The 24,631-nt window shown below is 68.1% G+C and carries 23 protein-coding genes and 1 tRNA gene; 16 read left to right on the forward strand and 8 right to left on the reverse strand.

What is annotated here, in order from left to right:
* Positions 1 to 9: 9 nt before the first annotated feature.
* From ACGHX3_RS07360 to ACGHX3_RS07370, 3 genes are all read right to left on the reverse strand, one after another.
* Positions 10 to 288, reverse strand: a complete 279-nt coding sequence (locus tag ACGHX3_RS07360) for a DUF4190 domain-containing protein (protein ID WP_394696927.1) — start codon at positions 286 to 288, stop codon at positions 10 to 12.
* Positions 289 to 435: 147 nt separating this feature from the next.
* Positions 436 to 1,968 (reverse strand): aldehyde dehydrogenase family protein, encoded by a 1,533-nt coding sequence (locus tag ACGHX3_RS07365; protein WP_394696928.1) that lies wholly within the window; start codon positions 1,966 to 1,968, stop codon positions 436 to 438.
* Positions 1,969 to 2,212: 244 nt separating this feature from the next.
* Positions 2,213 to 2,289: transfer RNA gene (locus ACGHX3_RS07370), tRNA-Arg, on the reverse strand.
* Positions 2,290 to 2,404: 115 nt separating this feature from the next.
* On the opposite strand from ACGHX3_RS07370, the gene ACGHX3_RS07375 reads away from it, so the two are divergent.
* From ACGHX3_RS07375 to ACGHX3_RS07400, 6 genes are all read left to right on the forward strand, one after another.
* Complete coding sequence (locus tag ACGHX3_RS07375) at positions 2,405 to 2,860, forward strand: GNAT family N-acetyltransferase (RefSeq protein ID WP_394696929.1); 456 nt, start codon at positions 2,405 to 2,407, stop codon at positions 2,858 to 2,860.
* A gap of 330 nt (positions 2,861 to 3,190) precedes the next feature.
* Positions 3,191 to 5,683, forward strand: coding sequence for a bifunctional aspartate kinase/homoserine dehydrogenase I (gene thrA, locus ACGHX3_RS07380; protein ID WP_394696930.1), 2,493 nt, complete (start codon positions 3,191 to 3,193; stop codon positions 5,681 to 5,683).
* 31 nt (positions 5,684 to 5,714) lie between these two features.
* Complete coding sequence (locus ACGHX3_RS07385) at positions 5,715 to 6,644, forward strand: homoserine kinase (RefSeq protein ID WP_394696931.1); 930 nt, start codon at positions 5,715 to 5,717, stop codon at positions 6,642 to 6,644.
* A 57-nt stretch (positions 6,645 to 6,701) separates the two neighbouring features.
* Positions 6,702 to 7,991 (forward strand): threonine synthase, encoded by a 1,290-nt coding sequence (gene thrC / locus ACGHX3_RS07390; RefSeq protein WP_394696932.1) that lies wholly within the window; start codon positions 6,702 to 6,704, stop codon positions 7,989 to 7,991.
* Positions 7,992 to 8,130: 139 nt separating this feature from the next.
* On the forward strand, positions 8,131 to 9,171 hold the full coding sequence (locus tag ACGHX3_RS07395; RefSeq protein ID WP_394696933.1) for a L,D-transpeptidase: 1,041 nt from the start codon (positions 8,131 to 8,133) through the stop codon (positions 9,169 to 9,171).
* A gap of 56 nt (positions 9,172 to 9,227) precedes the next feature.
* Positions 9,228 to 9,965 (forward strand): murein L,D-transpeptidase catalytic domain family protein, encoded by a 738-nt coding sequence (locus tag ACGHX3_RS07400; RefSeq protein ID WP_394696934.1) that lies wholly within the window; start codon positions 9,228 to 9,230, stop codon positions 9,963 to 9,965.
* Here ACGHX3_RS07400 and ACGHX3_RS07405 read toward each other — a convergent pair whose 3' ends face one another.
* The 5 genes from ACGHX3_RS07405 to ACGHX3_RS07425 form a co-directional block, all read right to left on the reverse strand.
* Positions 9,966 to 10,826 carry an MBL fold metallo-hydrolase gene (locus tag ACGHX3_RS07405; protein ID WP_394696935.1) on the reverse strand — a complete coding sequence of 287 codons (861 nt, stop codon included), beginning with the start codon at positions 10,824 to 10,826 and terminating at the stop codon, positions 9,966 to 9,968.
* Between the two features lie 75 nt (positions 10,827 to 10,901).
* Positions 10,902 to 11,258 carry a carboxymuconolactone decarboxylase family protein gene (locus tag ACGHX3_RS07410; protein ID WP_394696936.1) on the reverse strand — a complete coding sequence of 119 codons (357 nt, stop codon included), beginning with the start codon at positions 11,256 to 11,258 and terminating at the stop codon, positions 10,902 to 10,904.
* A 26-nt stretch (positions 11,259 to 11,284) separates the two neighbouring features.
* Entirely contained in the window at positions 11,285 to 11,653 is a 369-nt protein-coding gene (locus tag ACGHX3_RS07415; RefSeq protein WP_394696937.1) for a rhodanese-like domain-containing protein, read from the reverse strand.
* Entirely contained in the window at positions 11,653 to 12,015 is a 363-nt protein-coding gene (locus tag ACGHX3_RS07420; RefSeq protein ID WP_162338725.1) for a metalloregulator ArsR/SmtB family transcription factor, read from the reverse strand. The genes ACGHX3_RS07415 and ACGHX3_RS07420 overlap by 1 nt, the downstream gene beginning before the upstream one ends.
* Entirely contained in the window at positions 12,012 to 12,401 is a 390-nt protein-coding gene (locus ACGHX3_RS07425; RefSeq protein WP_394696938.1) for a rhodanese-like domain-containing protein, read from the reverse strand. Before ACGHX3_RS07425 ends, ACGHX3_RS07420 begins: the two co-directional genes overlap by 4 nt.
* A gap of 108 nt (positions 12,402 to 12,509) precedes the next feature.
* Between ACGHX3_RS07425 and ACGHX3_RS07430 the strand changes: the two genes are divergently transcribed.
* The 10 genes from ACGHX3_RS07430 (at position 12,510) to ACGHX3_RS07475 (ending at position 24,628) form a co-directional block, all read left to right on the forward strand.
* Positions 12,510 to 13,781, forward strand: coding sequence for an NAD(P)/FAD-dependent oxidoreductase (locus ACGHX3_RS07430; RefSeq protein ID WP_394696939.1), 1,272 nt, complete (start codon positions 12,510 to 12,512; stop codon positions 13,779 to 13,781).
* Positions 13,782 to 13,811: 30 nt separating this feature from the next.
* The gene (locus ACGHX3_RS07435; protein ID WP_394696940.1) at positions 13,812 to 14,015 is read left to right on the forward strand and encodes a DUF2892 domain-containing protein; all 204 of its coding nucleotides are present in this window, start codon (positions 13,812 to 13,814) and stop codon (positions 14,013 to 14,015) included.
* 14 nt (positions 14,016 to 14,029) lie between these two features.
* Complete coding sequence (locus tag ACGHX3_RS07440; RefSeq protein WP_394696941.1) at positions 14,030 to 15,103, forward strand: efflux RND transporter periplasmic adaptor subunit; 1,074 nt, start codon at positions 14,030 to 14,032, stop codon at positions 15,101 to 15,103.
* Between the two features lies 1 nt (position 15,104).
* Positions 15,105 to 18,362: an efflux RND transporter permease subunit gene (locus ACGHX3_RS07445; protein WP_394696942.1), complete on the forward strand. Its 3,258-nt coding sequence runs from the start codon at positions 15,105 to 15,107 to the stop codon at positions 18,360 to 18,362.
* 75 nt (positions 18,363 to 18,437) lie between these two features.
* The gene (locus tag ACGHX3_RS07450; protein WP_394696943.1) at positions 18,438 to 18,920 is read left to right on the forward strand and encodes an OsmC family protein; all 483 of its coding nucleotides are present in this window, start codon (positions 18,438 to 18,440) and stop codon (positions 18,918 to 18,920) included.
* 201 nt (positions 18,921 to 19,121) lie between these two features.
* On the forward strand, positions 19,122 to 20,156 hold the full coding sequence (locus tag ACGHX3_RS07455) for a LacI family DNA-binding transcriptional regulator (protein WP_249720266.1): 1,035 nt from the start codon (positions 19,122 to 19,124) through the stop codon (positions 20,154 to 20,156).
* A gap of 128 nt (positions 20,157 to 20,284) precedes the next feature.
* Entirely contained in the window at positions 20,285 to 22,378 is a 2,094-nt protein-coding gene (locus tag ACGHX3_RS07460; protein ID WP_394696944.1) for a TonB-dependent siderophore receptor, read from the forward strand.
* Between the two features lie 108 nt (positions 22,379 to 22,486).
* Positions 22,487 to 22,774 (forward strand): hypothetical protein, encoded by a 288-nt coding sequence (locus ACGHX3_RS07465; RefSeq protein WP_394696945.1) that lies wholly within the window; start codon positions 22,487 to 22,489, stop codon positions 22,772 to 22,774.
* On the forward strand, positions 22,774 to 23,037 hold the full coding sequence (locus ACGHX3_RS07470) for a hypothetical protein (protein WP_313928789.1): 264 nt from the start codon (positions 22,774 to 22,776) through the stop codon (positions 23,035 to 23,037). Before ACGHX3_RS07465 ends, ACGHX3_RS07470 begins: the two co-directional genes overlap by 1 nt.
* A gap of 10 nt (positions 23,038 to 23,047) precedes the next feature.
* Positions 23,048 to 24,628: a PepSY-associated TM helix domain-containing protein gene (locus ACGHX3_RS07475; protein WP_394696946.1), complete on the forward strand. Its 1,581-nt coding sequence runs from the start codon at positions 23,048 to 23,050 to the stop codon at positions 24,626 to 24,628.
* Positions 24,629 to 24,631 lie beyond the last annotated feature (3 nt).

Below are 24,631 nucleotides of genomic sequence, written 5' to 3' on the forward strand. Positions count from 1 at the left end.
CGCGCGGGCTCAGTTCAACGTCGCCAGCCAGGCCATGCCGCCCAGGAACAGGAAGATCACCGCGATGCCGACGACCCACAGCAGCGCCGATACCCAACCCAGGATCAGCCCGCCGATGGCCATGCCGTCGCCGTCCAGCGCGCCCGCGCTGCGGCGGATCTCCGCACGCGCCATGTGGCCGGTGATGATGGCCACGATCGTGCCGATGAAGGGTAGCAGGGTCCAGCCGAGGATGCCGGACACGAGGCTGGCGATGGCGAGACTGCTGGTGGTGCGGACTGGGGTCATCTGAGTGCTCCGTGCAGGGGTCAGGGAGGCGGGATGGCGCAGGATCGGACAGGCAAAAAAACGCGCCACCCGTGAAGGTGGCGCGATTATCCCAGATGCGGGCGCCTTCAGGGCGGCCGGCACGCAGGCGTGCCGGCGCCGCCGAGGTCAGAGGTCGAACTTGATGCCCTGGGCCAGCGGCAGCGAGTCGGAGTAGTTGATGGTGTTGGTCTGCCGACGCATGTAGACCTTCCACGCGTCGGAGCCGGACTCGCGTCCACCGCCGGTTTCCTTCTCGCCACCGAAGGCGCCGCCGATCTCGGCGCCGCTGGTGCCGATGTTGACGTTGGCGATGCCGCAGTCGCTGCCGGCCGCCGACAGGAACTGCTCGGCCGCCTTGAGGTTCTGGGTGAAGATCGACGACGACAGGCCCTGCGGCACGGCGTTCTGCATGTCGATGGCCTCGTCCAGCGTCTTGTACTTCATCACGTACAGGATCGGTGCGAAGGTCTCGTGCTGGACGACCTCATCGGAATTCTTCAGGCCGGTGACGATCGCCGGCAGCACGAAGTTGCCCGGGCGGTCGATCGCGGTGCCGCCGGTTTCGACGGTGCCGCCGCTGGCCTTGGCCTTGGCGATGGAATCCAGGAACTGCTGCACGGCACCCTGGCTGTTGAGCGGGCCCATCAGGTTGGCCGGGTCGGTCGGGTCGCCGATCTTGCCTTCCACCTGCTTGTACGCCTTGATCAGCGTGGCGAGCACGGTGTCGTAGATGGATTCGTGCACGATCAGGCGGCGCGTGGTGGTGCAGCGCTGGCCGGCGGTGCCGACGGCGCCGAACACGATGCCCGGGATCGCCAGCTTCAGGTCGGCGGTCTCGTCCAGGATGATCGCGTTGTTGCCGCCCAGTTCCAGCAGGCTGCGACCCATGCGGCGCGCGACGCGCTCGCCGACGGTGCGGCCGACCTGGGTGGAACCGGTGAAGCTGATCAGCGGGACGCGCTTGTCGTCGACGAACTGCTGCGCCAGTTCGACGCCGGCGTCGTTGATCAGGAAGAAGATGTCCGGGAAGCCGCCGGCCTTCAGCGCGTCGTTGCAGATCTTCATGCTGGCGATGGCGGTGAGCGGGGTCTTGTTGGACGGCTTCCAGATGCAGATGTCGCCGCAGATGCCGGCCAGGAACGAGTTCCACGCCCACACCGCGACCGGGAAGTTGAACGCGCTGATGATGCCGACCAGGCCCAGCGGCTGGTACTGCTCGTACATGCGGTGGCCGGGACGCTCGGAGTGCATGGTGTAGCCGTACAGCATGCGGCTCTGGCCCACGGCGAAGTCGGCGATGTCGATCATCTCCTGCACTTCGCCGTCGCCCTCGGGCTTGCTCTTGCCCATTTCCAGCGCGACCAGCGAGCCCAGCGCGTCCTTGTGCTTGCGCAGCGCTTCGCCGCACAGGCGGATCGCTTCGCCACGGCGCGGCGCCGGGGTGGTGCGCCAGATCTTGAACACGGCCTGCGCGCGGGCGACGACCTTCTCGTAGTCGGCCTGGCTGCTGGCGTGGACCTCGGCGATCACCTCGTTGGTGGTCGGGTTGATCGACTGCAGCAGGCCGGCGTCGGTGGTCGTGGACCACTCACCGCTGCCGAGGTAGGTACCGGAGTTGGTGGTGGCGAGGCCGAGGGCCTTGAGGAGGTCAGCAGGCATGGAAGCTCCAGGGTCATTGCACGGGATGCCATCGGACGGCGTGGCACCGGAAGAGGTGCGGGATTCTACCAGAACGGGTCGGCCAGGCCGCGCGTAAGTCCGTGTTTTTCCAGCGATTCCGGGCTGTCGCCGGTTGCGCGGAACGACGAGGAATACGTGCCGGGCTTTGTTCGGTTTGCCGATCCGGGAACGGATCGATCGTCGATTCGCCGAGGCGCGCAGGCGGCGCGGGCGATGGGAAAGATGGTGACCCCGGCGCGATTCGAACGCACGACCTGTCCCTTAGGAGGGGACCGCTCTATCCAGCTGAGCTACGGGGCCATCGGCGCCGATTCTCGCACGAAGCGCCGCGTTGCACGACGCGTCGACCGGTTGGCCGTATCCCGTCGACCGGTTGGCGTGGCACTGTGGCGTCGGTTCCCCTCTGCCGGCCGGCATGGACATCCTCCTCGACGACCTCCGTCATCCCGCGGTCATCGCGCTGTTGCAGGAGCACCTGGACTGGATGCATCGCACCTCGCCTCCTGAAAGCGTGCATGCGCTGGATCTGGATGCGCTCCGTGGCAACGACATCACCTTCTGGGCGGCATGGGACGGCGAGGCGCTGGCCGGTTGCGGTGCATTGCGCCAGTTGGATGCGGCTCATGGCGAAGTGAAGTCGATGCGCACCGCGCAGACCCATCTGCGCCGCGGCGTCGCACAGCGCATGCTCGACCATGTGGTCGACGAAGCCCGTCGACGCGGATACCAGCGCCTGAGCCTGGAGACAGGATCGATGGCCTACTTCGCGCCCGCCCGTGCCCTCTATGCGCGGGCCGGCTTCGTTCCTTGCGCTCTGTTCGGTGATTACATCGAAGACCCGAACAGCGTCTTCATGACGCGCACGCTGTAGCGCGGATCATTGGTTTCAGTTGCATCCATCTGAAATCATTGGCTTTGTTGCGACGCAACGCTTGACAGCCCCCCGGGGTGGCGTGCTTTTCTTCCGCCATGCACTTCCATCCCTCGCACGCAACGCTTCCCGCACCGGCCCCGTCGCCGGCGATGGCGCGTGCGGAGATCGGGCGCACGCTCATTACCACCACCATTACCACCCTGACTTGTCGGGTGCGGCTGGTTGTGTTCGCGTAATCCGCAGACCACGGCCCCGCACCCGGATCAGGATGCAGGGCCACCCGACTTCCTGATGCGTGCCGGGCCTCCTTACCGAGGTTCCTGACCCATGTCGTCCCGCAGCGCCGAAGTCGAACAATCCAAACCCCGCACCGTCGTCCACAAGTTTGGCGGCACCTCCGTCGCCGATGCCGACCGCTACCGCCATGTCGCGCAGCTGCTGCTCGCGCGCGACGAGGACGTGCAGGTCACCGTCGTCTCGGCGATGAAGGGCGTCACCGATGCCCTGATCGAGCTGTGCGAACTCGCGGCCGCCAACCGTCCCGAGTGGCAGGACAGCTGGCATGCGCTGCGCGCCCGGCACCGCGGTGCGGCGGTGGCGCTGCTGGGCGAGTCCGCCGGGCCGGTGATCGAATGGGTGGACGAACGCTTCCAGCGACTGCACGAGATCCTCAATGCGCTGATCGTCATCGGCGGCCTGCCGGAGCTGGTGCTGCAGCGCGTGCAGGGGCTGGGCGAGGTGTGTTCGGCGCGCCTGCTGGGCGAGTACCTGACGCTGCAGGGCGAGGACTGCGCCGTGCTGGATGCGCGTGAGGTGCTGCGCGTCGACCACGGCGATCTGGGCGTGGTGGTCGACTGGGAAACCAGCGCGCAGCGACTGGCCGCATGGCAGGCCACGCATCCGCAACGCCGGGTGGTGGCAACGGGCTTCGTGGCGCGCGATCGCGAGGGCCGCTTCACGACGCTGGGGCGCAACGGCAGCGATTACTCCGGGGCCATCTTCGCGGCCCTGTACGACGCCGCCGAACTGCACATCTGGACGGACGTCGACGGCGTGCTGTCGGCGGATCCCCGGGTGGTGCCCGAGGCGGTGCAACTGGAGGCGTTGAGCTACGACGAGGCCTGCGAGCTGGCGTACTTCGGCGCCAAGGTCGTGCACCCGCAGACCATGTCGCCGGCGATGGAGCGCGGCCTGCCCATCATCATCCGCAACACCTTCCATCCCGAGCATCCGGGAACGCGCATCACCGCCGAGCGCGATGCGGTGGGTCCGGTGAAAGGACTGACGCTGAGTCCGGACCTGTCCGTGCTGAACCTGGAGGGTACCGGCCTGATCGGCGTGCCCGGCACGGCGGAGCGCGTGTTCGCCGCTCTGCGCAATGCGCACGTGTCGGTGGTGATGATCTCGCAGGGTTCCTCCGAGCACTCGATCTGCTGCGTGGTGAGGGCCAGCGAGGCGGGCAAGGGCCAGGCAGCGCTGCTCGATGCGTTCGCCCACGAGCTGGGCACCGGGCAGATCCAACGCGTGCAGCGTCGCGACGGCGTCAGCGTGCTGGCCGCGGTCGGCGACGGCATGGCCGGTACGCCCGGCGTGTCCGCGCGCCTGTTCGGTGCGCTGGCGCGCGCGCAGGTCAACATCCTGGCGATCGCGCAGGGCTCGTCCGAACGCAACATCTCCGTCGCCATCGACAGTGCCGACGCCACCAAGGCGTTGCGTGCGGCGCATGCCGGTTTCTGGTTGTCGCCGCAGACCTTCGCCGTCGGCGTGATCGGGCCGGGCAACGTCGGCGCCACGCTGATCGAACAGTTGCGCGCCGCGCAGCCGCAGCTGCTGGGCAAGGCCAACCTGGACCTGCGCCTGCGTGCGATCGCCTCCAGCAAGCGCATGCTGCTGGACGAACGCAGCATCGGTGCCGACTGGCGCGCACGCTTCGATGGCAGTCCGCAGGCGGCCGACCTGGACCGCTTCACCCAGCACCTGATGTCGGCGCACATGCCGCATGCGGTGATCGTGGACTGCAGCGCCAGTCCGGAGGTCGCGGACCGCTACGCCGAGTGGCTGGCGGCCGGCATCCACGTGATCACGCCGAACAAGCAGGCAGGCGCCGGCCCGCTGCCGCGCTACCAGGCGATCCGCGAGGCGGCGGCCGTCAGCGGCGCGCGCTTCCGCTACGAGGCGACGGTCGGCGCGGGCCTGCCGGTCATCTCCACGCTGCGCGACCTGCTGGATACCGGCGATACGGTCGTGTCCGTGGAAGGCATCTTCTCCGGCACGCTGGCCTGGCTGTTCAACAAGTTCGACGGCAGTGTGCCGTTCTCGCAGCTGGTCACCGAGGCGCGCGGGCTGGGCTATACCGAACCGGATCCGCGCGACGACCTGTCGGGCACCGACGTGGCACGCAAGCTGGTGATCCTGGCGCGCGAGGCCGGCCGTGAGCTGGCGCTGGAGGATGTGCGGGTCGAGAGCCTGGTGCCGGAGGCGCTGCGGCAGGCGAGCGTCGACGACTTCATGGCGCGACTGGGTGAGGTGGATGCCACGTTCGGTGAGCGGCTCGCGAAGGCGCGCGCCGCCGGCAACGTGCTCCGTTACGTGGCCAGGCTGGATGCCGACGGCCGCGCGAGCGTCGGCCTGGTCGAACTGCCGGCGACGCACGCATTCGGCAATCTGAGCCTGACCGACAACATCGTGCAGTTCACCACCCGCCGTTACTGCGACAATCCGCTGATCGTGCAGGGCCCCGGCGCAGGTCCGGACGTCACCGCGGCGGGCGTGTTCGCCGACGTGCTGCGGGTGGCGGCCGGGCAGGGCGCGAAGCTGTGAGGCATCCGATGACGAAGGATCTGGAGTGGGCATGAGGCAGCAGGCAAGTGCGTTTTCGCCGGCATCGGTGGGCAACGTGGGCGTGGGGTTCGACATCCTGGGCCATGTGATCGAAGGCGTCGGCGACACCGTCACCGTGCGTCGCATCGAGGCGGACGAGGTGCGCATCGCCGCGATCCGTGGGGCCACTGTCGACCTGCCGCTGGATGCGCCCGGCAATACCGCCGGCGCGGCGCTGATCTCCCTGCGCGAAGCGCTGGCACTGCCGTTCGGATTCGAGGTGGAGATCGAGAAGGGCATTCCGCTCGGCTCCGGCATGGGCGGTTCCGCTGCCTCGTGCGTGGCCGCACTGGTCGCGGCCAATGCGCTGTTCGATGCGCCGCTGTCGCATGAGGCGCTCTATCCGCATGCGCTGGTCGGCGAGGCCGTCGCCAGCGGCGGCAAGCACGGCGACAACCTCGGCCCGATGCTGCTGGGCGGCCTGGTGCTGTCCACGGCGGATCGTCTGGTGCGCGTGCCGGTGCCTGAGCATTGGCACAGCATACTCGTGCACCCGGAGGCGATCCTGGAGACGCGCCGCGCGCGTGCTGCGCTTCAGGGCACGTACGAGCTGAAGGAATTCGTCGCACAGAGCGCCAACCTGGCGCTGGTGCTTGCCGGCTGCCATGCCGGCGACGCCTCGCTGGTGCGCGATGGCCTGCGCGACGTGCTGGTTGAACCGCGCCGTGCACCGTTGATCGTCGGCTTCGATGCGGCCAAGCAGGCGGCGCTCGACGCCGGTGCGATGGGCGCCAGCATCTCGGGTGCCGGTCCCAGCGTGTTCGCGTGGTTCGAATCGCGCAGCGAGGCCGAGCGTGCGGCGCCCGCCGTGCAGGCCGCGTTCGCCGCGGCCGGCTTCGACAGTCAAGCCTGGGTGTCGCCGATCAACGCGGTCGGTGCCGAACTGCTGTCCGCGAACTGATCCTTTCCTTACTTCGATCGCCACGCTTCGCGCGTGGCGCTATTCCTACGGCAGACCATGAATTTCATCTCGACCCGCAACGCCGCGCCCGCTGCCTCGCTCAGCCAGGCCATCGCGGCCGGACTCGCGCCCGACGGCGGGCTGTACGTTCCCGAAGCCTTGCCGGTGTCGCGCGAACTGGCTCCCGGGCCTGATATCGCCGAGACCGCGACAACGCTGCTGGCGCCATTCTTCGCCGGTGACGGGTTGGAGGGCGAACTCGCGTCGATCTGTCGCGAAGCGTTCGATTTCCCTGCACCGCTCGAGGCGCTCGGTACGCCGGGCGATCATGTGCTGGAGCTCTTCCACGGTCCGACCGCCGCGTTCAAGGATTTCGGCGCGCGGTTCCTGGCGGCCTGCATGGCGCGCCTGCGTCGCGACGAAGCGAAGCCGCTGACGATCCTGGTCGCCACCTCGGGCGACACGGGCGCCGCGGTGGCCGCGGCGTTCCATGGCCAGCCGGGCCTGCGCGTGGTGGTGCTGTATCCGGACGGGCGCGTCTCGCCGCGGCAGGCGCATCAGCTGGGCTGCTTCGGGGACAACATCGCCGCGCTGCGCGTGGATGGTTCGTTCGACGACTGCCAGGCGCTGGTGAAGCGCGCGCTCAACGACGCGGACCTGCAGGTGCGGGCGCCGCTCAGTTCCGCGAACAGCATCAGCCTGGGACGGCTGCTGCCGCAGATGAGCTACTACGCGCATGCCGCGTTGACGCATCGCGCGGCGACAGGACAGGTGCTGAACTTCGTCATCCCCACCGGCAACCTGGGCAATGCGATGGCGGCGATCCTGGCGCGCGCGCTGGGCGTGCCGCTGGGCAGGATCGTGCTGGCGACCAATGCCAACCGCGTGTTGCCGGATTTCTTCGCGGGCAACGCGTACGCGCCGGCCGCCAGCGTCGCAACGCTGGCCAACGCGATGGACGTGGGCGCGCCCAGCAACTTCGAACGCCTGCGTTGGCTCTATGCGAACGACGATGACGGCTTGCGCGCGGCGTTCCGCGCGTCCACTGTCGATGACGCCACCATCCGCGAGGTGATCGCGCGACGCTACCGCGACCACGGCGAAGTCCATTGCCCGCACACCGCTACCGCGGTGAAGGTGCTGGAGGACCTTCGCGCACAGGGCGAGGGCGGAGACTGGGCGGTGGCCGCCACCGCGCATCCGGCCAAGTTCGAGAGCGTGGTGGAGCCGCTGGTCGGTCGCGCCGTCGACGTGCCGCCGGCATTGGCCGGCCTGCTGGCGCGTCCCGCGCACGCCGATCCGGTTCCCGCCGACTACGACGCCTTGCGCGAGCGGCTGCTGGCGTAGTCGGGCGCGAGGTTCCGCATGTGGGAGCGACGTGAGTCGCGAAAGTTCGACGGTAACGCCTCATCGCGACTCACGTCGCTCCCACAGAGCAGGCAGCCTCATTTTTTGCAGGCGCGTCCTCCTGCGCTAAGCTCATCCGATGACACGAAACGCCCTGACCATCCTCCTGCTGGCCGCGCTGCTCGCCGCTGCCGCCCCGTCCGCCACGCACGCGCAGTCGGCCGTGCCGCAGGCCGATGTCCGCGCGCTGAAGCCGGGTGAGTTCCTGTGGTATCCGCAGATCGCCCCCGAGGGTCCGGTGGTGCTGGTGGTCAGCCTCGACGAGCAGCGCGCCTACGTGTACCGCAACGGCATCGCCATCGGGGTGTCGACGATCAGTTCGGGCAAGGCCGGCAAGGACACGCCGACGGGCGTGTTCACCATCCTGCAGAAGAACAAGGACCACCGTTCCAACCTCTACAACAACGCACCGATGCCGTACATGCAGCGGCTGACCTGGGACGGCATCGCGCTGCACGGTGGCCACCTGCCGGGTTATCCGGCCTCGCATGGCTGCGTCCGGCTGCCGCAGGCCTTCGCCGAGAAGCTGTTCGGCATCACCCGCTTCGGCGATTCTGTGGTGGTCGCGAACGCGAAAGCCTCGCCGGCCAGCCTGGTGCATCCCGCCGTGCTGGCGCCGGTCACCGCGGGCGGGCAAGCGGCCCATCCGGACCTGTCGTCCTACGAGGTGTACTGGAACGAGGCCGCGTCGCCGGAAGGCCCGGTCAGCATCCTGGTCAGCCTGTACGACCAGCGCGTGTCGGTGCTGCGCAACGGCGTGCTGATCGGTGCGGCACCGTTGCAGATGGTCCGCGACTTCGCGCTCAACGGTACCGTGCTGCTGGTGATGACCACCGAGATGGAGGACATCCCGAGCCTGCTCGATCCGCAGCAGAAGGAACACCGGTGGGTCGCACACCGCGTGCTGGGCGAGGCCGGCGCGCCGATGCCGCCGCTGCGTGCGCTGGGGGATTCGTTCTGGATTCCGCAGGATTTCGCGCGTCGCCTGTACGGCGTGCTGAAGCCCGGCACCACGGTGCTGCTGTCCGACCTGCCGGGTGTGCGCGCAACGCCGGGTGAGCAGCCGTCCGTGCCGGTCTTGGAATCGGACGAGGCCGGCCCCACACCCTCCTTGCGCTGAGCCTTGCGGACGGAATCGGGATGCCGGCGCGTCTGGACCGATACCCGAGCGTGGTCATGAACAAGTCCTCCCGTCCGCTGCTGCTGTGCCTCACCCTCGCGGCCATTCCGTGGGCGGTCGCCGCCCTGGCAGGGCCCGCCGAGTCGCTTCCTGCCGACCGCCTGGTCGAGCGCCTGCATCGTGCCGCGCCATCGCTCGATCGCAACGTGCTGTCCCTGGCGGCGCATGCGATGACCTGTTCGATCCGGCGCGGCGAATCGGTGCCGAAGCAGCGACTCAGCGTGATCGACTACTCGCGGCCTTCCACGCAGCCGCGGCTCTGGGTGTTCGATCTGGAGGGCGCGCGCCTGCTGTTCGAGGAGCGGGTCGCGCATGGGCGCAATACCGGCGAGAACCTGGCGACGCGCTTCTCCAATGCCACCGGCAGCTACATGTCCAGCCTTGGCGCGTTCGTCACCCAGGAGTCCTATCGCGGCGCGAACGGCTACTCGCTGCGCCTGCAAGGGCTGGAACCCGGCTTCAACGACAAGGCGCGGGAACGCGCCATCGTCATCCATGGCGCGCCGTATGTCAGTGATGCGCTGGTGCGCGCGCAGGGGCGCCTCGGCCGTAGCCTGGGCTGTCCGGCGGTGCGCACGACCGTGGCGCAGCCGTTGATCGACAGCATCCGGGGCGGGTCATTCCTGTTCGCGTACTACCCGGACCCCGCCTGGCTGAAGCAGTCGCGCCTGCTCGGCGCGGAGTGCGGCGCAGGCGTGGCGGCCCATCCCGCCGCGGCCAGCACAGGCGGTTGATCAGAGTTTGACCGGGATCTTCAGGTAGCGCCGCCCATCGGCGTCCGGCGCCGGCAGGCGGCCGGCGCGGATGTTGACCTGCAGCGACGGCAGCAGCAGCGCCGGTGCCGACAGCGTCGCATCGCGCGCTTCGCGCATCGCGACGAAGCTGTCTTCGTCCACGCCGCCTCCGATGTGCACGTTGCGGGCCCGCTCGTCGGCGACCGTGGTTTCCCACGCGTAGTGATCGCGTCCCGGCGCCTTGTAGTCGTGGCACAGGTACAGCGTGGTCTGCGGGGGCAGGGCCAGCAGCTTCTGGATCGAGCGGTACAGCGTGCGCGCGTCGCCGCCGGGGAAATCCGCGCGCGCGGTGCCGTAGTCGGGCATGAACAGCGTGTCCCCGACGAACACCGCGTCCCCGATGCGGTAGGACACGCACGCGGGCGTGTGGCCGGGCGTATGCAGCACTTCCACCTGCAATGCACCCAGCGGGAACAGGTCGCCTTCGCGGAACAGGCGGTCGAATTCGCGGCCATCGCCGCTCACGTCCTCCAGCCCGAACACCGGTGCGAACGTGCGCTGCACCTCGGTGATGCGCTCGCCGATGCCGATCGGCGCGCCGGTCTTTTCCTTCAGGTACGGGGCGGCGCTGAGGTGGTCGGCATGCGCATGGGTTTCGAGGATCCAGTCCACGGTCAGGCCGTGGTCGTCGACGACGCCCAGCAACGTGTCGGCGCTGCGGTGCGAGGCACGGCCGGAACGGTGGTCGTAGTCCAGCACCGGGTCGATGATGGCTGCACGGCACGTGGAAGGGTCCCAGACGACATAGCTGACCGTGTTGGTCGCATCGTCGAACTGCGCATGCACACGGGGTGTCGTCATCGCATCGCTCCTGGATATGCGTCGCCGGTCGGCAGCGCGCATGATCGCAGCCGCAGGGCATGCGGCCAAGCGCGATCAGGCGGTCCTTGCGGAAAACTCCTCGAAAGCCTCAAGCGCGTGCGCGGCGTACATCAGCGAAGGACCACCGCCCATGTAGACGGCGACACCCAGCATGTCGTGGAACTCCTCCGGCGTCGCGCCCAGCCTGACGAGCGCCTTGGCATGGAAGCCGAGGCAACCATCGCAGCGCGAGGCGACGCCGATCGCCATGGCGATCAGTTCCTTGGTCTTCTCGTCCAGCGCACCGGCGGCCATCGCTCCACCTGCCATGGCGCCGAATCCCTGCATCACCTCGGGCGCTGCCGTGCGGAAGGGAGCGAGGTGCCGGTTGATGCGGGTGGTCAGTTCCTGATAGCGGTCTGCGCTGGACATGGGAATACCTTGTGGGGTGGACGGGATCAGTCGTGTCGCGCGATGGGGAGGCCGTGGGCGCGCCAGGCTCCCATTCCACCGGCCAGATCGAGATACGTGCGCGCGTCCTGTCCGGAGAGGATCGACTGCGCCACGCGCGAGCGCATGCCGCTCTGGCATACCAGCACGACCTCGCGCGTACCGGCCGGAAGGCCGGCGTCGAGGAAGGCGGTTCCGCCAGCGCGCAGTTCGCGCAGCGGGATGTTGCAGGCGCCGTGCGCATGACCGCGCGCGAACTCGTCCTTCTCCCGCACGTCGACCAGCACGGCTCCCCCGTTGACGTACCCGACCGCTTCCTGCGGGGAAACCCGTGCGCCTCGGACTCCGAACAGAATCTTCTTCAGCACGCCGAGCATCACGATCTTCCTGCGCGTTTGCGGGGCGCTGGCGCCGCTGCGGGTGCGCAATAGATGCCGTGAAGCGTGTGCATCACCTGCGCCGCCGGTCCCGGCATCAGCGCATAGAACACGTTCTGGGCCTCGCGGCGCGTCTGCACGAGGCCCTCCTCGCGCAGCACGGCCAGATGTTGCGACAGTGCGGACTGGCTGAGGTCGAGCAGGGCATTGAGGTCGCCGACCGAGCGCTCGCCCGACGTCAGCAGGCACAGGATCTGAAGACGCTTTTCGTTGGCCAGGGCCTTCAGCAGTTGCGCCGCGTCGCCGGCATGCGCCTGCATGGCGGCGATGTCGAAGCCGGGCGTGGAGGAGTTGCGGGTCATGCGGGTTCCGTGGTCAGGGGATGGCCGGCATTGCGCCATGCGATGAGCCCGCCCGCAAGCGAGCGCACGCGGGTGAAGCCGAGCGACTGCAGGCTCTCCGCCGCCAGCGCCGAGCGTCCGCCGGTCAGGCAGTACAGCACCACGTCGCGGTCGGGGACGGCCAGCGCCTCGCTGGTGGTGCAGGCCATCGCCGGGTGCGCATGGATCTGGAACTCCAGCACCCCGCGCGGCAGGTTGATGGCGCCTGGCAGGTGGCCCTGCGCGTACTCGGCCGGTTCGCGCACGTCGATCACGATGCCGCTCCGCTGCGCGACGAGTCGGTCGGGCGCGATTTCCTCGATGCGGCCCCGAGCCTCGGCCACCAGTTCCTGGACGGTGCGTGCCATGGATGACTCCAAAACATTAGTTGACGCTAATATTAGTAGATGCTAATTTTAATTGCAAGCCGACCGGCACTCCTGCCGGTGGCAGCCATCGAACCTGGAGGGGAAGACATGGCGCGTATCGTCGTACTGGGAGCAGGCATCGGTGGCATGAGCGCGGCGTACGAATTGCGCGGCACGCTCGGCCAAGGGGTGGACATCACCGTGGTCGGGGAGGGCGACCGCTTCTCGTTCACGCCCTCCAATCCCTGGGTCGCCGTGGGCTGGCGCAAGCCGTCCGATGTCCAAATGCCGGTCGCCCGCTATCTGGCGAAGAAGAGCATCGCCTTCGAGGGTGCCGGCGCCGAGCGCATCGAGCCCGACCACCACCGCGTGCGGCTGCGCGACGGACGCACCCTCGACTACGACTACCTGGTAATCGCGACGGGGCCGCGACTGGCCTTCGACGAAGTGCCGGGCCTGGGGCCAGAAGGCGGATTCACCCAGTCCGTCTGCACCACGTCGCATGCGGCCACGGCGTGGCAGGCGTACCAGGCGTTTCTCGAGAATCCGGGGCCGGTCGTCGTGGGTGCCGCGCCGATGGCCAGTTGCTTCGGCCCGGCGTACGAATTCGCGATGATCCTGGACAGCGACCTGCGCAAGCGAAAGCTGCGCGACAAGGTGCCGATCACCTACGTCAGTCCGGAGCCTTACATTGGCCACATGGGCCTGGGCGGCGTGGGCGACTCCAGAGGGATGATGGAGTCGGAGTTCCGCCAGCGCCATATCCAGTGGATCACCAACGCGAAGATCACCGCGGTGCGCGACGGCGAGATGGATGTGTCCGAAATGGACGACGCCGGCCAGCCCAGGAAGGCGCACGTGCTGCCGTTCAAGTACTCGATGGTGCTGCCGGCCTTCACCGGCGTGCCGGCCGTACGCCAGGGAGAAGGGCTGTGCAATCCGCGCGGCTTCATCCTGATCGACAGGCACCAGCGCAACCCGGCCTATCCCGCCATCTTCTCGCTCGGCGTGTGCGTGGCCATCCCGCCGGTGGAGGCAACGCCGGTGCCGACCGGCGCGCCAAAGACCGGCTTCATGATCGAGTCGATGGTGACCGCCGTGGCGCACAACATCCAGGCCGATCTGGCCGGCAGACCGGTCACCGCCGAAGCGACGTGGAACGCGATCTGCCTGGCGGACATGGGCGACACCGGCGCGGCCTTCGTGGCGCTGCCGCAGATCCCGCCGCGCAACGTCACCTGGGCCAAGGTCGGCAAATGGGTGCACGTGGCCAAGATCGCGTTCGAAAAGTACTTCCTGATGAAGATGAAGTCCGGCAACACCGAGCCGGTCTACGAGAAATACGTGCTCAAGCTGCTCGGCATCATGCGCACCCGCTGATGTCCCCATCCATTATCCGGAGAACACCTCATGAACCTCGATCGTGCCGTCCTCGCCTTCGCCGGCGTGATGATCCTCGTCAGCGTGGCGCTGGCCCACTTCGTTTCGCCGCTGTGGCTGTGGTTCACGGTCTTCATCGGCGTGAATCTGCTGCAGGCCAGCGTTACCGGCTTCTGTCCCGCCGCCATCGTTTTCCGCAGGCTGGGCGTGCGCGCCGGCTGCGCGTTCAAGTGAGCAAGGGGTTTGCCATGAGTTGCACCGCGATGTCGTCGCGCCTGCTGTTGCCGCTGTTGCTGGTGGCCGGCCTGGCCGCATGCGGGCGCGAAGCGCCCGTTGCGCCGGCCGCGCGCGTCGAAGGACTGCAGACCTTCCAGGTGCCGGCCGCCGAAGCGGCGGGCGGCCGTGCCTGGGAGGGCGTGGTGGAGGCGGTGCAACAGGCCACGCTGTCGACGCAGACGAACGGACGCGTGGCCGCGGTGGAGCGCGATGTCAACGACCGCGTGGCGGCAGGCGATGTGCTGGTGCGGCTCAGTGCGGTGGAACAGCAAGCCGGTGTGGACGCCGCGCGCGCCCAGCTGCGCGCGGCCGAAGCCTCCGCGACCGAGGCGGACGCCAACTACCGGCGCTTCGCCAACCTGGCGAAGGACCAGTTCGTGTCCAAGGCCCAGCTCGACCAGGCCCGGATGGCGCGCGATTCGGCAACCGCCGCGCGCGACGCCGCCCGCGCCCAACTGGCGAATGCCGGCCAGCAGACCGGCTACACCACGGTGCGCGCGCCGTACGCGGGCATCGTCGCCACCCGTGATGTCGAGCCGGGGGAGAGTGTCGGCCTCGGGCAGACGCTGATGACCGTGTTTGCACCGGGCGCACTGCGCATCGACGTGGCGGTGCCGCAATCGGAAGCGGAGGCGATCCGGGCCCACCCCGTGGCCGCGGTCGTCTTCGACGACGGGCGCCGGATCGACGCCGCCGCCGTCACCGTCTTTCCAGCCGCCGATGCGTCCACGCACGCCATGCGCATCCGCGTGCAGCTGCCGGCACTCGATGCGCCGCCGCAACCGGGTCTGACCGCGAAAGTGGCGTTCCCGGCCGTGAAGGGCGCGGCGTTTCCGCGCGTTCCCGTCAGCGCGCTGGTGCGCCGTGGCGAAGTGACGGCGGTGTACGTGCTCGGCGACGGGCGGCTGTCGTTGCGCCAGGTCAGGCTGGGAGATGCAGCGGGCGACCAGGTGGATGTGATCTCGGGGCTGACGCCCGGCGACCGGGTCGCCGCCGATCCGGTCGCCGCGCAGCAGGCGCTCGTGGCGGCGCGCAAGGACGACTGACATGGCATCGCTCCCGACCCCTCCGCGGCTGGGCCTGTCCGGTCGCCTGGCACGCATCTTCCAGGCCAATCCGCTGACGCTGATCCTCGCGCTGCTCGGCCTGCTGCTGGGACTGGTGGCGGTGATGATCACGCCACGCGAGGAAGAGCCGCAGATCGACGTGACGATGGCCAACGTCATCGTGCCGTTCCCCGGCGCGGATGCGCGCCAGGTCGAACAGATGGTGACGTATCCGCTCGAGCAGAAGCTGTCCGAGATCGAGGAGATCAAGCACACCTATTCGATCAGCCGGCCCGGCATGGCGGTGCTGACGGTGGAGTTCGACGTGGGCGTGAAGCGCCAGCCTGCGCTGGTGCGCCTGTACGACAAGGTGTTCTCGAACCAGGACTGGATGCCGGCGAACCTCGGCGTGGGCCAGCCGATCATCAAGCCCAAGGGCATCGACGACGTGCCGGTGATGGCGCTGACCCTGTGGACGGACGATCCGCAGCGCGGCGCACGCGACTTGGCCGAGGTGGCCCATACGCTGGAAACCGAACTCAAGCGCATTCCCGGTACGCGCGACGTCTTCACCATCGGCGCGCCGCAGCGTGCGGTGATGGTGCAGCTCGACGCGGCCCGACTGGCCAGCCATGGCCTGGCGGTGAACGATCTGTCCTCGGCGTTGCAGTCCGCCAACCTGGCGCGGCAGGCGGGTGAGCGCGTCGGCATGGACGGGGTGGTGCAGGTGACGTCGGGACAGTTCCTGGCCGACCGCGCGGACGTGGCCGGCCTGGTGCTGGGCGTGGCCGGTGGCCAACCGGTGCGCCTGGAGGACGTGGCGACGGTCAGCGATGCGGCCGATACGCCATCGAGTTATGTATGGCACGGTGCGCCCGCAACGCGTGCGGGACCCGCCAGTGGCGTCGCACCGGCGGTGACGCTGGCCATCGCCAAGAAGCCGGGCAGCAATGCCGCCGACATCACGTCCGCCGTGCTGGCGCGGGTGAAGGCGTTGCGCGGCACCATGATTCCCGACGGCATCCAGGTGGAGACCACGCGCGACTACGGCCTGACCGCCAGCGACAAGGCGCAGACGCTGATCAAGAAGCTGGTCTTCGCCACGGGCTCGGTAGTGCTGCTGGTGCTGTTCGCGCTGGGCCGTCGCGAGGCCGTCGTCATCGGCAGCGCGGTGGTGCTGACGCTGGCCGTCACGCTGTTCGCGTCGTGGGCCATGGGATTCACCCTCAACCGCGTCTCGTTGTTCGCGTTGATCTTCTCCATCGGCATCCTGGTGGACGATGCCATCGTGGTGGTCGAGAACATCCACCGGCACATGGCGCAGGGCGGGAAGTCCCTGGCCGAGGCCATCCCGCCGGCGGTGGACGAAGTGGGCGGTCCCACCATCCTGGCCACCTTCACGGTGATCGCGGCGCTGATGCCCATGGCGTTCGTCACCGGCCTGATGGGGCCGTACATGCGCCCCATCCCGATCAATGCCTCGGTCGGCATGCTGCTGTCGCTGATGATCGCGCTGGTGGTGACGCCGTGGCTGTCGCTGAAGCTGCTCGGGCGCCATGCGATCGCGCATGCGGGCGAGGGCGCCGCCCACGGACATGCGGAAGGCACCATGGCCGCGCGCCTGCATCGCCTGTTCGAACGCGTGATGTCGCCGTTCCTGGACGTCGGCAAGGGAGCGCGGCGACGGCACCTGTTGTTCGTCGCCATGGCCGCACTGGTGGCGCTGGCGGCCAGCCTGGCGATGTTCAAGCTGGTGGTGCTGAAGATGCTGCCGTTCGACAACAAGTCCGAACTGCAGATCGTGGTCGACCTGCCCGAAGGCCGCACGCTGGAGGACACCAGCGCGCTGCTGGTGGAGCTGGCCGGCGTGCTGGACCGTACACCGGAGGTCCTGCATTACCAGGGCTATGCGGGAACGGCGGCGCCGATCAACTTCAACGGCCTGGTGCGGCAGTACTACCTGCGCGAGGGGGCGAACGTCGGCGACCTGCAGGTGAACCTGGTGGATCGCCATGACCGCAGGCGCAAGAGCCACGAGATCGCCGTCGCCCTGCGCCCGCAGGTGGATGCGATCGGTCGTGGCCATGGCGCGTCGGTGAAAGTGGTAGAAGTGCCGCCCGGGCCGCCCGTGCTGTCGCCGATCGTGGCCGAAGTGTACGGCCCGGACTACGCCCGCCAGCGCGAGGTCGCGCGGGCGCTCGAGCAACGCTTCCTGGCCACCGGCGGTATCGTCGATGTGGATACGAGCGTGGAAGCCGATGCGCGGCGCGACCTCCTGGTGATCGACCGCGTGCGCGCGGCGCGCCTGGGCGTGCCGCAGTCTGCGATCACCGACACGATCGCCGCGGGCCTGTCGGGGCTGGACGCCACCCACGTGATCGATGGCGGCTCGAAGTATCCACGCCCGATCCGCCTGCGCCTGCCGGTGGCCGACCAGGCCTCGCTCGACGGCCTGCTCTCGCTGCGCGTGCGCGGCGGCGATGACCAGTTGGTGCCGTTGTCCGAACTGGTGCAGGTGCGCTCCACCTGGTGGGATGGCGCCATCCACCACAAGGACCTGCTGCCGGTGGTGTACGTGATGGGCGACGAGAGCGGCGCGGTCGACAGCCCGCTGTACGGCATGTTCGACCTGGTCGGGCAGGTGTCGGACAACGCCATCGACGGGCAGCAGGTGGCGCAGTTCTTCATCCGCCAGCCCGCCGAGACCACCGCCTTCGGCATCAAGTGGGACGGCGAGTGGCAGATCACCTACGAGACCTTCCGCGACATGGGCATCGCCTACGCGGCCGGCATGGTGCTGATCTACCTGCTGGTGGTGGCCTATTTCCGCAATTACGTGGTGCCGCTGGTGATCATGGCGCCCATTCCGCTGACCGTGATCGGCGTGATGCCGGGCCACGCCCTGCTGGGAGCGCAGTTCACGGCGACCAGCATGATCGGCATGATCGCGCTGGCCGGCATCATCGTGCGCAACTCGATCCTGCTGGTGGACTTCATCAACCACCTGGTCGAGCGCGGACAGACGCTGGCGTTGGCGGTCGTCGATGCCTGCGCGGTGCGCGCGCAGCCGATCGCGCTGACCGCACTCGCGGCGATGGCGGGTGCGTTCTTCATCCTCGACGATCCCATCTTCAATGGCCTGGCGATCTCGCTGATCTTCGGGATCCTTGTCTCCACGGTGCTGACGCTGGTGGTGATCCCCCTGCTGTACTACGGGCTGATGCATGGCAAGCAGGCGCCCGTGGGGAAGGGCCGGTGAGTGCGTCGCCGACCGGGGGCAGGCGTCGCGTGACGTATGCTGTTCCGACCCGCCAGCCCCCTGCGTGAGCCGACCATGAGTGATCCCCAGCGCATCCGCCTCACCCTGGAACAGGAGGACGACTATGCGTTCCGCATCCGCTTCGACGAGACCACCATCGCCGACCTGATGACCGACGAGCCGGCGCCGCTGGGCAAGGGCGAGGGGCCCAATCCGACGCGGTTGCTGGCGGCCGCCGTCGCCAACTGCCTGTCGGCCAGCCTGCTGTTCGCATTGCGCAAGTTCAAGAACACGCCCGGCAAGCTGGTGACGCATGCCACCGCGGAACTGGCCCGCAACGAGCAGGGCCGGCTGCGGGTGGAGCACATCCATGCCGACATCCGGCTCGCCGAGGCAGGCGCGGTGCATGCGTCGCTGGAGCGGATCCTGGCCCAGTTCGAGAACTTCTGCGTGGTCACCGAGAGCGTGCGGCACGGGGTCGACGTGTCCGTCAGCATCACCGACGCCGACGGTGTGCAGCTGCATGGCACCGCGCGGGCGGAGCAGGGCGATTCCTGATCGGCGGTTGGAGGCTGGCTGGGGCTGCTCTTGTGGGAGCGACGCAAGTCGCGATGAAGCTTTACCGGTGGCCTTTCGCGACTTGCGTCGCTCCCACAAGGGCGAGGAATGGCTGGTCAAGCCCGCGCCCCCCGGATCGCCGCTGGCAGTCGGCCGTGGCATGATCCCTCCCTCCGCAGTCCGTAGCCGACGCCGTCCGTGATCGCGCCCATCAAGGGAAAGGCCACTTCGCTGGACATCGCCCACCTGGCGGGCGTGTCGCAGCCCACCGTGTCGCGCGCGCTGCGTGGCAGCCCGATGGTCAACGAGGAAACGCGCAAGCGCATCCTCGCCATCGCCGAGCAGCTCAATTACAAGGTCGACAAGAACGCCTCCAACCTGCGCCGCCAGCATTCCGGCACGCTGGCACTGCTGTTCTTCGAAGACCCGACGCCGGACGAATCGGCGATCAATCCGTTTTTCCTGTCGATGCTGGGCAGCATCACCCGGGCCTGTGCGCTGCGCGGCTACGACCTGCTGATCTCGTTCCAGCAGTTGTCCAACGACTGGCAGGCCGACTACGAAGACAGCAAGAAGGCCGACGGCATCATCCTGCTCGGCTACGGCGACTATCTGGAATCGCGTAGCCGGCTGGAGCGGCTGGTCGAGCAGGGCACGCACTTCGTCCGCTGGGGCGCGGTGCAGCCGGATACGCCCGGCGTGTCGATCGGTTGCGACAACACCCAGGGCGGCCATGACATCACCGCGCACCTGCTGGCGCAGGGGCGACGCCGTATTGCGTTCTTGGGGCATGCGTCGAACCACTACCCCGAGTTCTTCGAGCGGTACCTGGGCCACCGGCAGGCGCTCGAAGCGGCAGGGATTGCCACCGACGATGCGCTCCAGATCGACGCCATCACCACCGAACAGTCGGGTTACGAGGCCGCCAGTGCATTGCTGGAACACGGCGCGGCGTTCGATGCGGTATTCGCCGCCAGCGACCTGATCGCCGTCGGGGCGATGAAGGCCTTGCGGGAACATGGCCGGCGCGTGCCCGAGGATGTGGCGGTCGCCGGCTTCGACGACATCCCGCTGGCGAGTTCCATGAATCCGGGTCTGTCCACCGTGCAGCAGGACACCAAGCTCGCCGGCACCTTGCTGGTGGAAACGCTGCTGGCGCTCGTCAACGGGGAGCCCGTCGAGAGCCAGACCATTCCGGTCCGGCTGGCCTTGCGGGGATCGACGGGCTCAAAGTGATTGCCTGAACAGGGCGGCCGGCCATAAAATAAGAATCATTCTTATTTTGGCTGATGGCGGGCACTGCCCGTGGCCCGAGTCGACCGGTAGGCGGTGGCACGGGTACCGGCCGCGTCCGAGCCCCCACGATGACCCGCACCACGCTCCGTTCCCTCAGCCTCGCTATCGCGGCCGTGCTGGCGACACCCGGCCTTGCCCTGGCCCAGTCCACCGTCGATGACGCCACCACGCTGGACGCCGTCCAGGTGCAGGCGCCGATTCCGAAAGACACCGGCACGGCGACCAAGACCGCCACGTCGCTGAAGGAGATCCCGCAATCCATCTCCGTGGTGACGTCCCGCGACCTGCAGGACCGCGGTCTCCACGCCGTCGACGAGGCCATGTGGTACGTCGCGGGTGCGTCGGGTGGCGTGTACGGGTTGGACACGAGGAGCGAGTGGTTGCTGGTCCGTGGTTTCCAGCCCGCGCGCTATCTCGATGGCCTGGCGCTGCCGACCGGTACCTGGAGCGGCCAGACGCGCATCGAACCGTACGGCATGGAGCGCATCGAAGTGTTGAAGGGGCCGTCATCGGTCAATTACGGCGCGATGCCGCCGGGTGGCCTGGTCAACTACGTCACCAAGCGCCCGGATGCCGTCATGGCGAAGGAAGTGGAAGTTCAGGTCGGCAGCGACGACATGAAGCAGGTCGCATTCGACATCGGCGGGGCGCTCAACGACAGCGGCACGCTGCTGTATCGCCTGACCGGCCTGGCGCGCAACAGCGACAACGTCGTCGACTACATCCACGATGACCGTTACTACTTCGCGCCGGCGCTGACCTGGAAGCCGGACGAAGCCAACGAGCTGACCGTGCTGGCGCGCTGGCAGAAGGCCGATACCAAGAACGGCGCCGGCTTCCTGCCGGCGGTCGGCACGTTGCTGCCCAATCCGAACGGCCAGATCAAGCCCAGCTTGTACACCGGCGAGCCGGACAGCAACGATTACGTCAAGACGATCGCCGCGATCGGTTACGACTTCCGCCATGATTTCGGTGGCGACACGGTGTTCAAGCAGAACGTGCGCTTCGAGGACTCGAAGGTCGACCCGACCGTGATGGTGCTGCCGTTCGGCTACCTGGGCGACAACCGCACGCTGTACCGCTACACGTGGTCGATCAAGGAAGACGCCAAGACCTTCGGCATCGACAACAACATGCAGTGGCGTTTCAAGACCGGCGCAGCCGAGCACAGGGTGCTGGCGGGCGTGGACTACCGCCGTCTCGAGACCGACTACCACTACGGCTTCGGTTTCAATGCGACCGGTCTGGACGCATTCAACCCGGTCTACGGCACCATGCCGGGTCTGGTGCCGACCTTCACCGGCAGCACGGCGCAAACCGCGGGACAGCTTGGCGTATACCTGCAGGACCAGATCAAGATCGAGAACTGGCTGCTGACCATCGGCGGTCGCCAGGACTGGGTCGGCACCGATACCAACGGGTCGCACCAGAGCGACGACAAGTTCTCGGGTCGCGTGGGCGTCACTTATCTGTTCGATAACGGCATCGCTCCCTATGCCAGCTGGGGCCAGTCGTTCGAAGTGGTCGGTGGCACCGAGGCCCCGCAGCGCGGCGGCAAGGCCTTCGACCCCACCACCGGCGAGCAGGTCGAAGTCGGCGTGAAATACCAGCCGGCCAGCGGCAACGTGCTGTTCACGGCGGCCGCGTACGAGATCAGGCAGAACAACGTGGCGGTGATCGACCCGGACTACCTGTCGTACACCATCCAGCAGGGGCAATACCGGTCGCGTGGCGTCGAGCTGGAAGGGCGCTGGAATATCGCCCGCAACCTCAGCCTGTACGGCGCCTATGCCTACATCGATTCGGAAGTGACCAGGACGACCGATCCAACGATGCTGGGCAAGCAGATCCCGCTGCAGCCGGAACATTCGGCATCGCTGGGCGGCGACTTCACCCTCACCACCGGTGCACTGTCGGGGCTGGGCTTCGGCGCCGGCGTACGCTATGTCGGCGATCACTACGGCGATGCCGCCAATGCCTGGCAGGCGCCTTCGCACACGCTGTTTGATGCTTCGGTCCACTACGACATCAGCGACTGGCGCTTCCAGGTGAACGTGCAGAACCTGTCCGACAAGGAATACATCAGCACCTGCAACTCCGCCGACTGGTGCTACTACGGCTATCCGCGCACGGTGACGGCCACGGTCCGCTATGCGTGGTAAGCGTGATGCGTCGCCCGGCTAATCGCCACCTGGCGGACGTTGTAGCCTTTTCCGAGTGCTCTGCTGGATGCAGCGGTCGATGAAGACAATCGTGTCCCGGATAACGCCATGACCGAAGGGTGGACAAGCTTGCTGGCCACGGTCGCGGCGTTCCTGTCGGCGGCGGCGCTGTACGCGGGTTCCCGGCACTGTCGCTGGCCCAGCTGGCGTCGCCTCGGACGTGCGGGCACCTGGATCGGTGCGCTACTCGCCATCGCGTCGCTGGTCCTCTGGATACGCGCGCTGGGCGCCGGTGCCGGTGCCTGCGCGATGCTCGGCACATGGATGTTCGCGATGATGGCGCTGCCCTACGTCGCCGGCATGCGCGTCGCCGCCAACGCACGGAGCGACGGCTGATGTGGGGGCGTGCAACCGCCGGTATCGTGCCGGGCTTCTTTCTCTCCGCCGCCATCGTCGGTCTGGTGAGCTGGCTGTTGCCGGGGCCGTGGCAGTCGACGCTGGTGGCTGGCGGGCTGGCGTTCTTCCCGGTCTGGGTGGGTGTGTTCTGTGCCAGCTTCCAGTTCCGCAGCGGGGTGCGCGCCTGGTGCTTGTACAGCCTGCTGTCGGTGGTGGGCCTGGCAAGTCTGGCGCTGCTGCGTCACCTGCAGTGGGTGCAGTAGGAGTCGTTCGTTGAAACTCAAGTCTTCCACGCTGCGCACGTTCACCACGCTGCATACCTGGGTCGGCCTGGTCGCCGGCTTCGCGCTCTTCGTCGCGTTCTACGCCGGCGCGATCACCGTGTTCCACCACGACCTGATGGTCTGGCAGTCGCCGCATGGCGCCGAACAGCCTGTCGGTACGCTGGACGATGCCCAGCACCTGCTCGATGAAACGCTCAAGCGTCATCCGGATGCCCGCACGTGGGTCGGCATGATGTTTCCGGGCGAAGAATCGGCGCAGCCGCTGGTCTACTGGCCGGATGCCAAAGGCGCCTGGTACTACGCCACGCCCGATGATCTGGCCGGCAGTACCGAACCGCCTGCCGCGGCACTCGCCGAACTCGTCAACGCCTTGCACTACTCGCTGGGCATCTCCGTCGCCGGCATCTACCTGATGGGCATCGTCAGCCTGCTGTACGGCGTGGCGCTGGTGTCCGGCATCGTGATCCACCTGCCCAGACTGGTGGAAGACCTGTTCGCGCTGCGGCCAGGTCGCAACCTCAAGCGGTTCTGGCAGGACGCCCACAACATCATCGGCGTGCTTGGCCTGCCGATGCACGTGATGTTCGCTGTCACCGGGGCGCTGCTGTGCCTGTCCATGGTGGTGGCCGCGGCGCTCAATCCGCTGATCTACGGGGGCAAGCTGATGGAGGCGATGCCGGCCGCGCTGGACACCGCGCCGCAGGTCGCCGCAGCCGGCACGCCGCAGGCGCCGGGACGCCTGGCGATGTGGCATGCGCGTGCGCAGGAAGAAGCCCGCAGGCAGGGACTTGATGCTTTCGAACCGGTCTATCTGAAGCTCACGCACGCCGGCGATGCGAATGCGCTGGTCGAGATCACCGGCGAGGCGCCGCGTACCTTGGGCGCACTCGGCGCTGTCGCGCTGAATGCCAACACGGGTGAACTGGTGGCCAGCCAGTTGCCAGGCAACCGCGACGCCAATCATGCCACCCTGTCGATCGCCTACCTGCTGCATTTCGGCGAGTACGGCAACGCGTGGGTGCAGTGGCTCTACTTCCTGCTCGGTATCGGCGGTGCGTTCCTCTTCTATTCCGGCAACCTGCTGTGGATCGAATCGCGCCGCAAGCGGCGGCAGGCGGAGCAGGGCGCCGCGCAGGTATGGATGGCGAAGGCGACCGTCGGGTTCTGCCTCGGCGTCTGCGTCGCGATCTCGGCGGCGTTCGTTGCGTCACAGGTCTTCGAGGCCAAGGGCGCGGCATGGGGCATCGGCGTGTCGACCGGCATCAACGTCGCGTGCTTCGCGGTCTGGGCGGCGTGCCTGGCCTGGGCGGCCCTGCGACCGCCGGTCCGCGCCGCCGTCGAGTTGCTGAGCGCAGCGGCCATCGTCACCGCGCTGGTGCCGGTCGCGCATGGCGCGCTGACCGGAGCCTGGCTGTGGCAGAGCGCCGCGGCCGGGCATACCGCGTTGTTCGCCATCGATGCCGGCGCGCTGGCGATGGCGGCCGGGTTCGCCTGGCTGGCGCGCGTGACGCGCCTGCGTGCCCGCATCGGTGAACCGAACAGCGTGTGGGCGCTGCCCGCCCGGGCTTGAGTC

Origin of the sequence: Pseudoxanthomonas japonensis, from assembly GCF_043632995.1 — a bacterium.
GTDB classification, from domain to species: domain Bacteria; phylum Pseudomonadota; class Gammaproteobacteria; order Xanthomonadales; family Xanthomonadaceae; genus Pseudoxanthomonas_A; species Pseudoxanthomonas_A japonensis.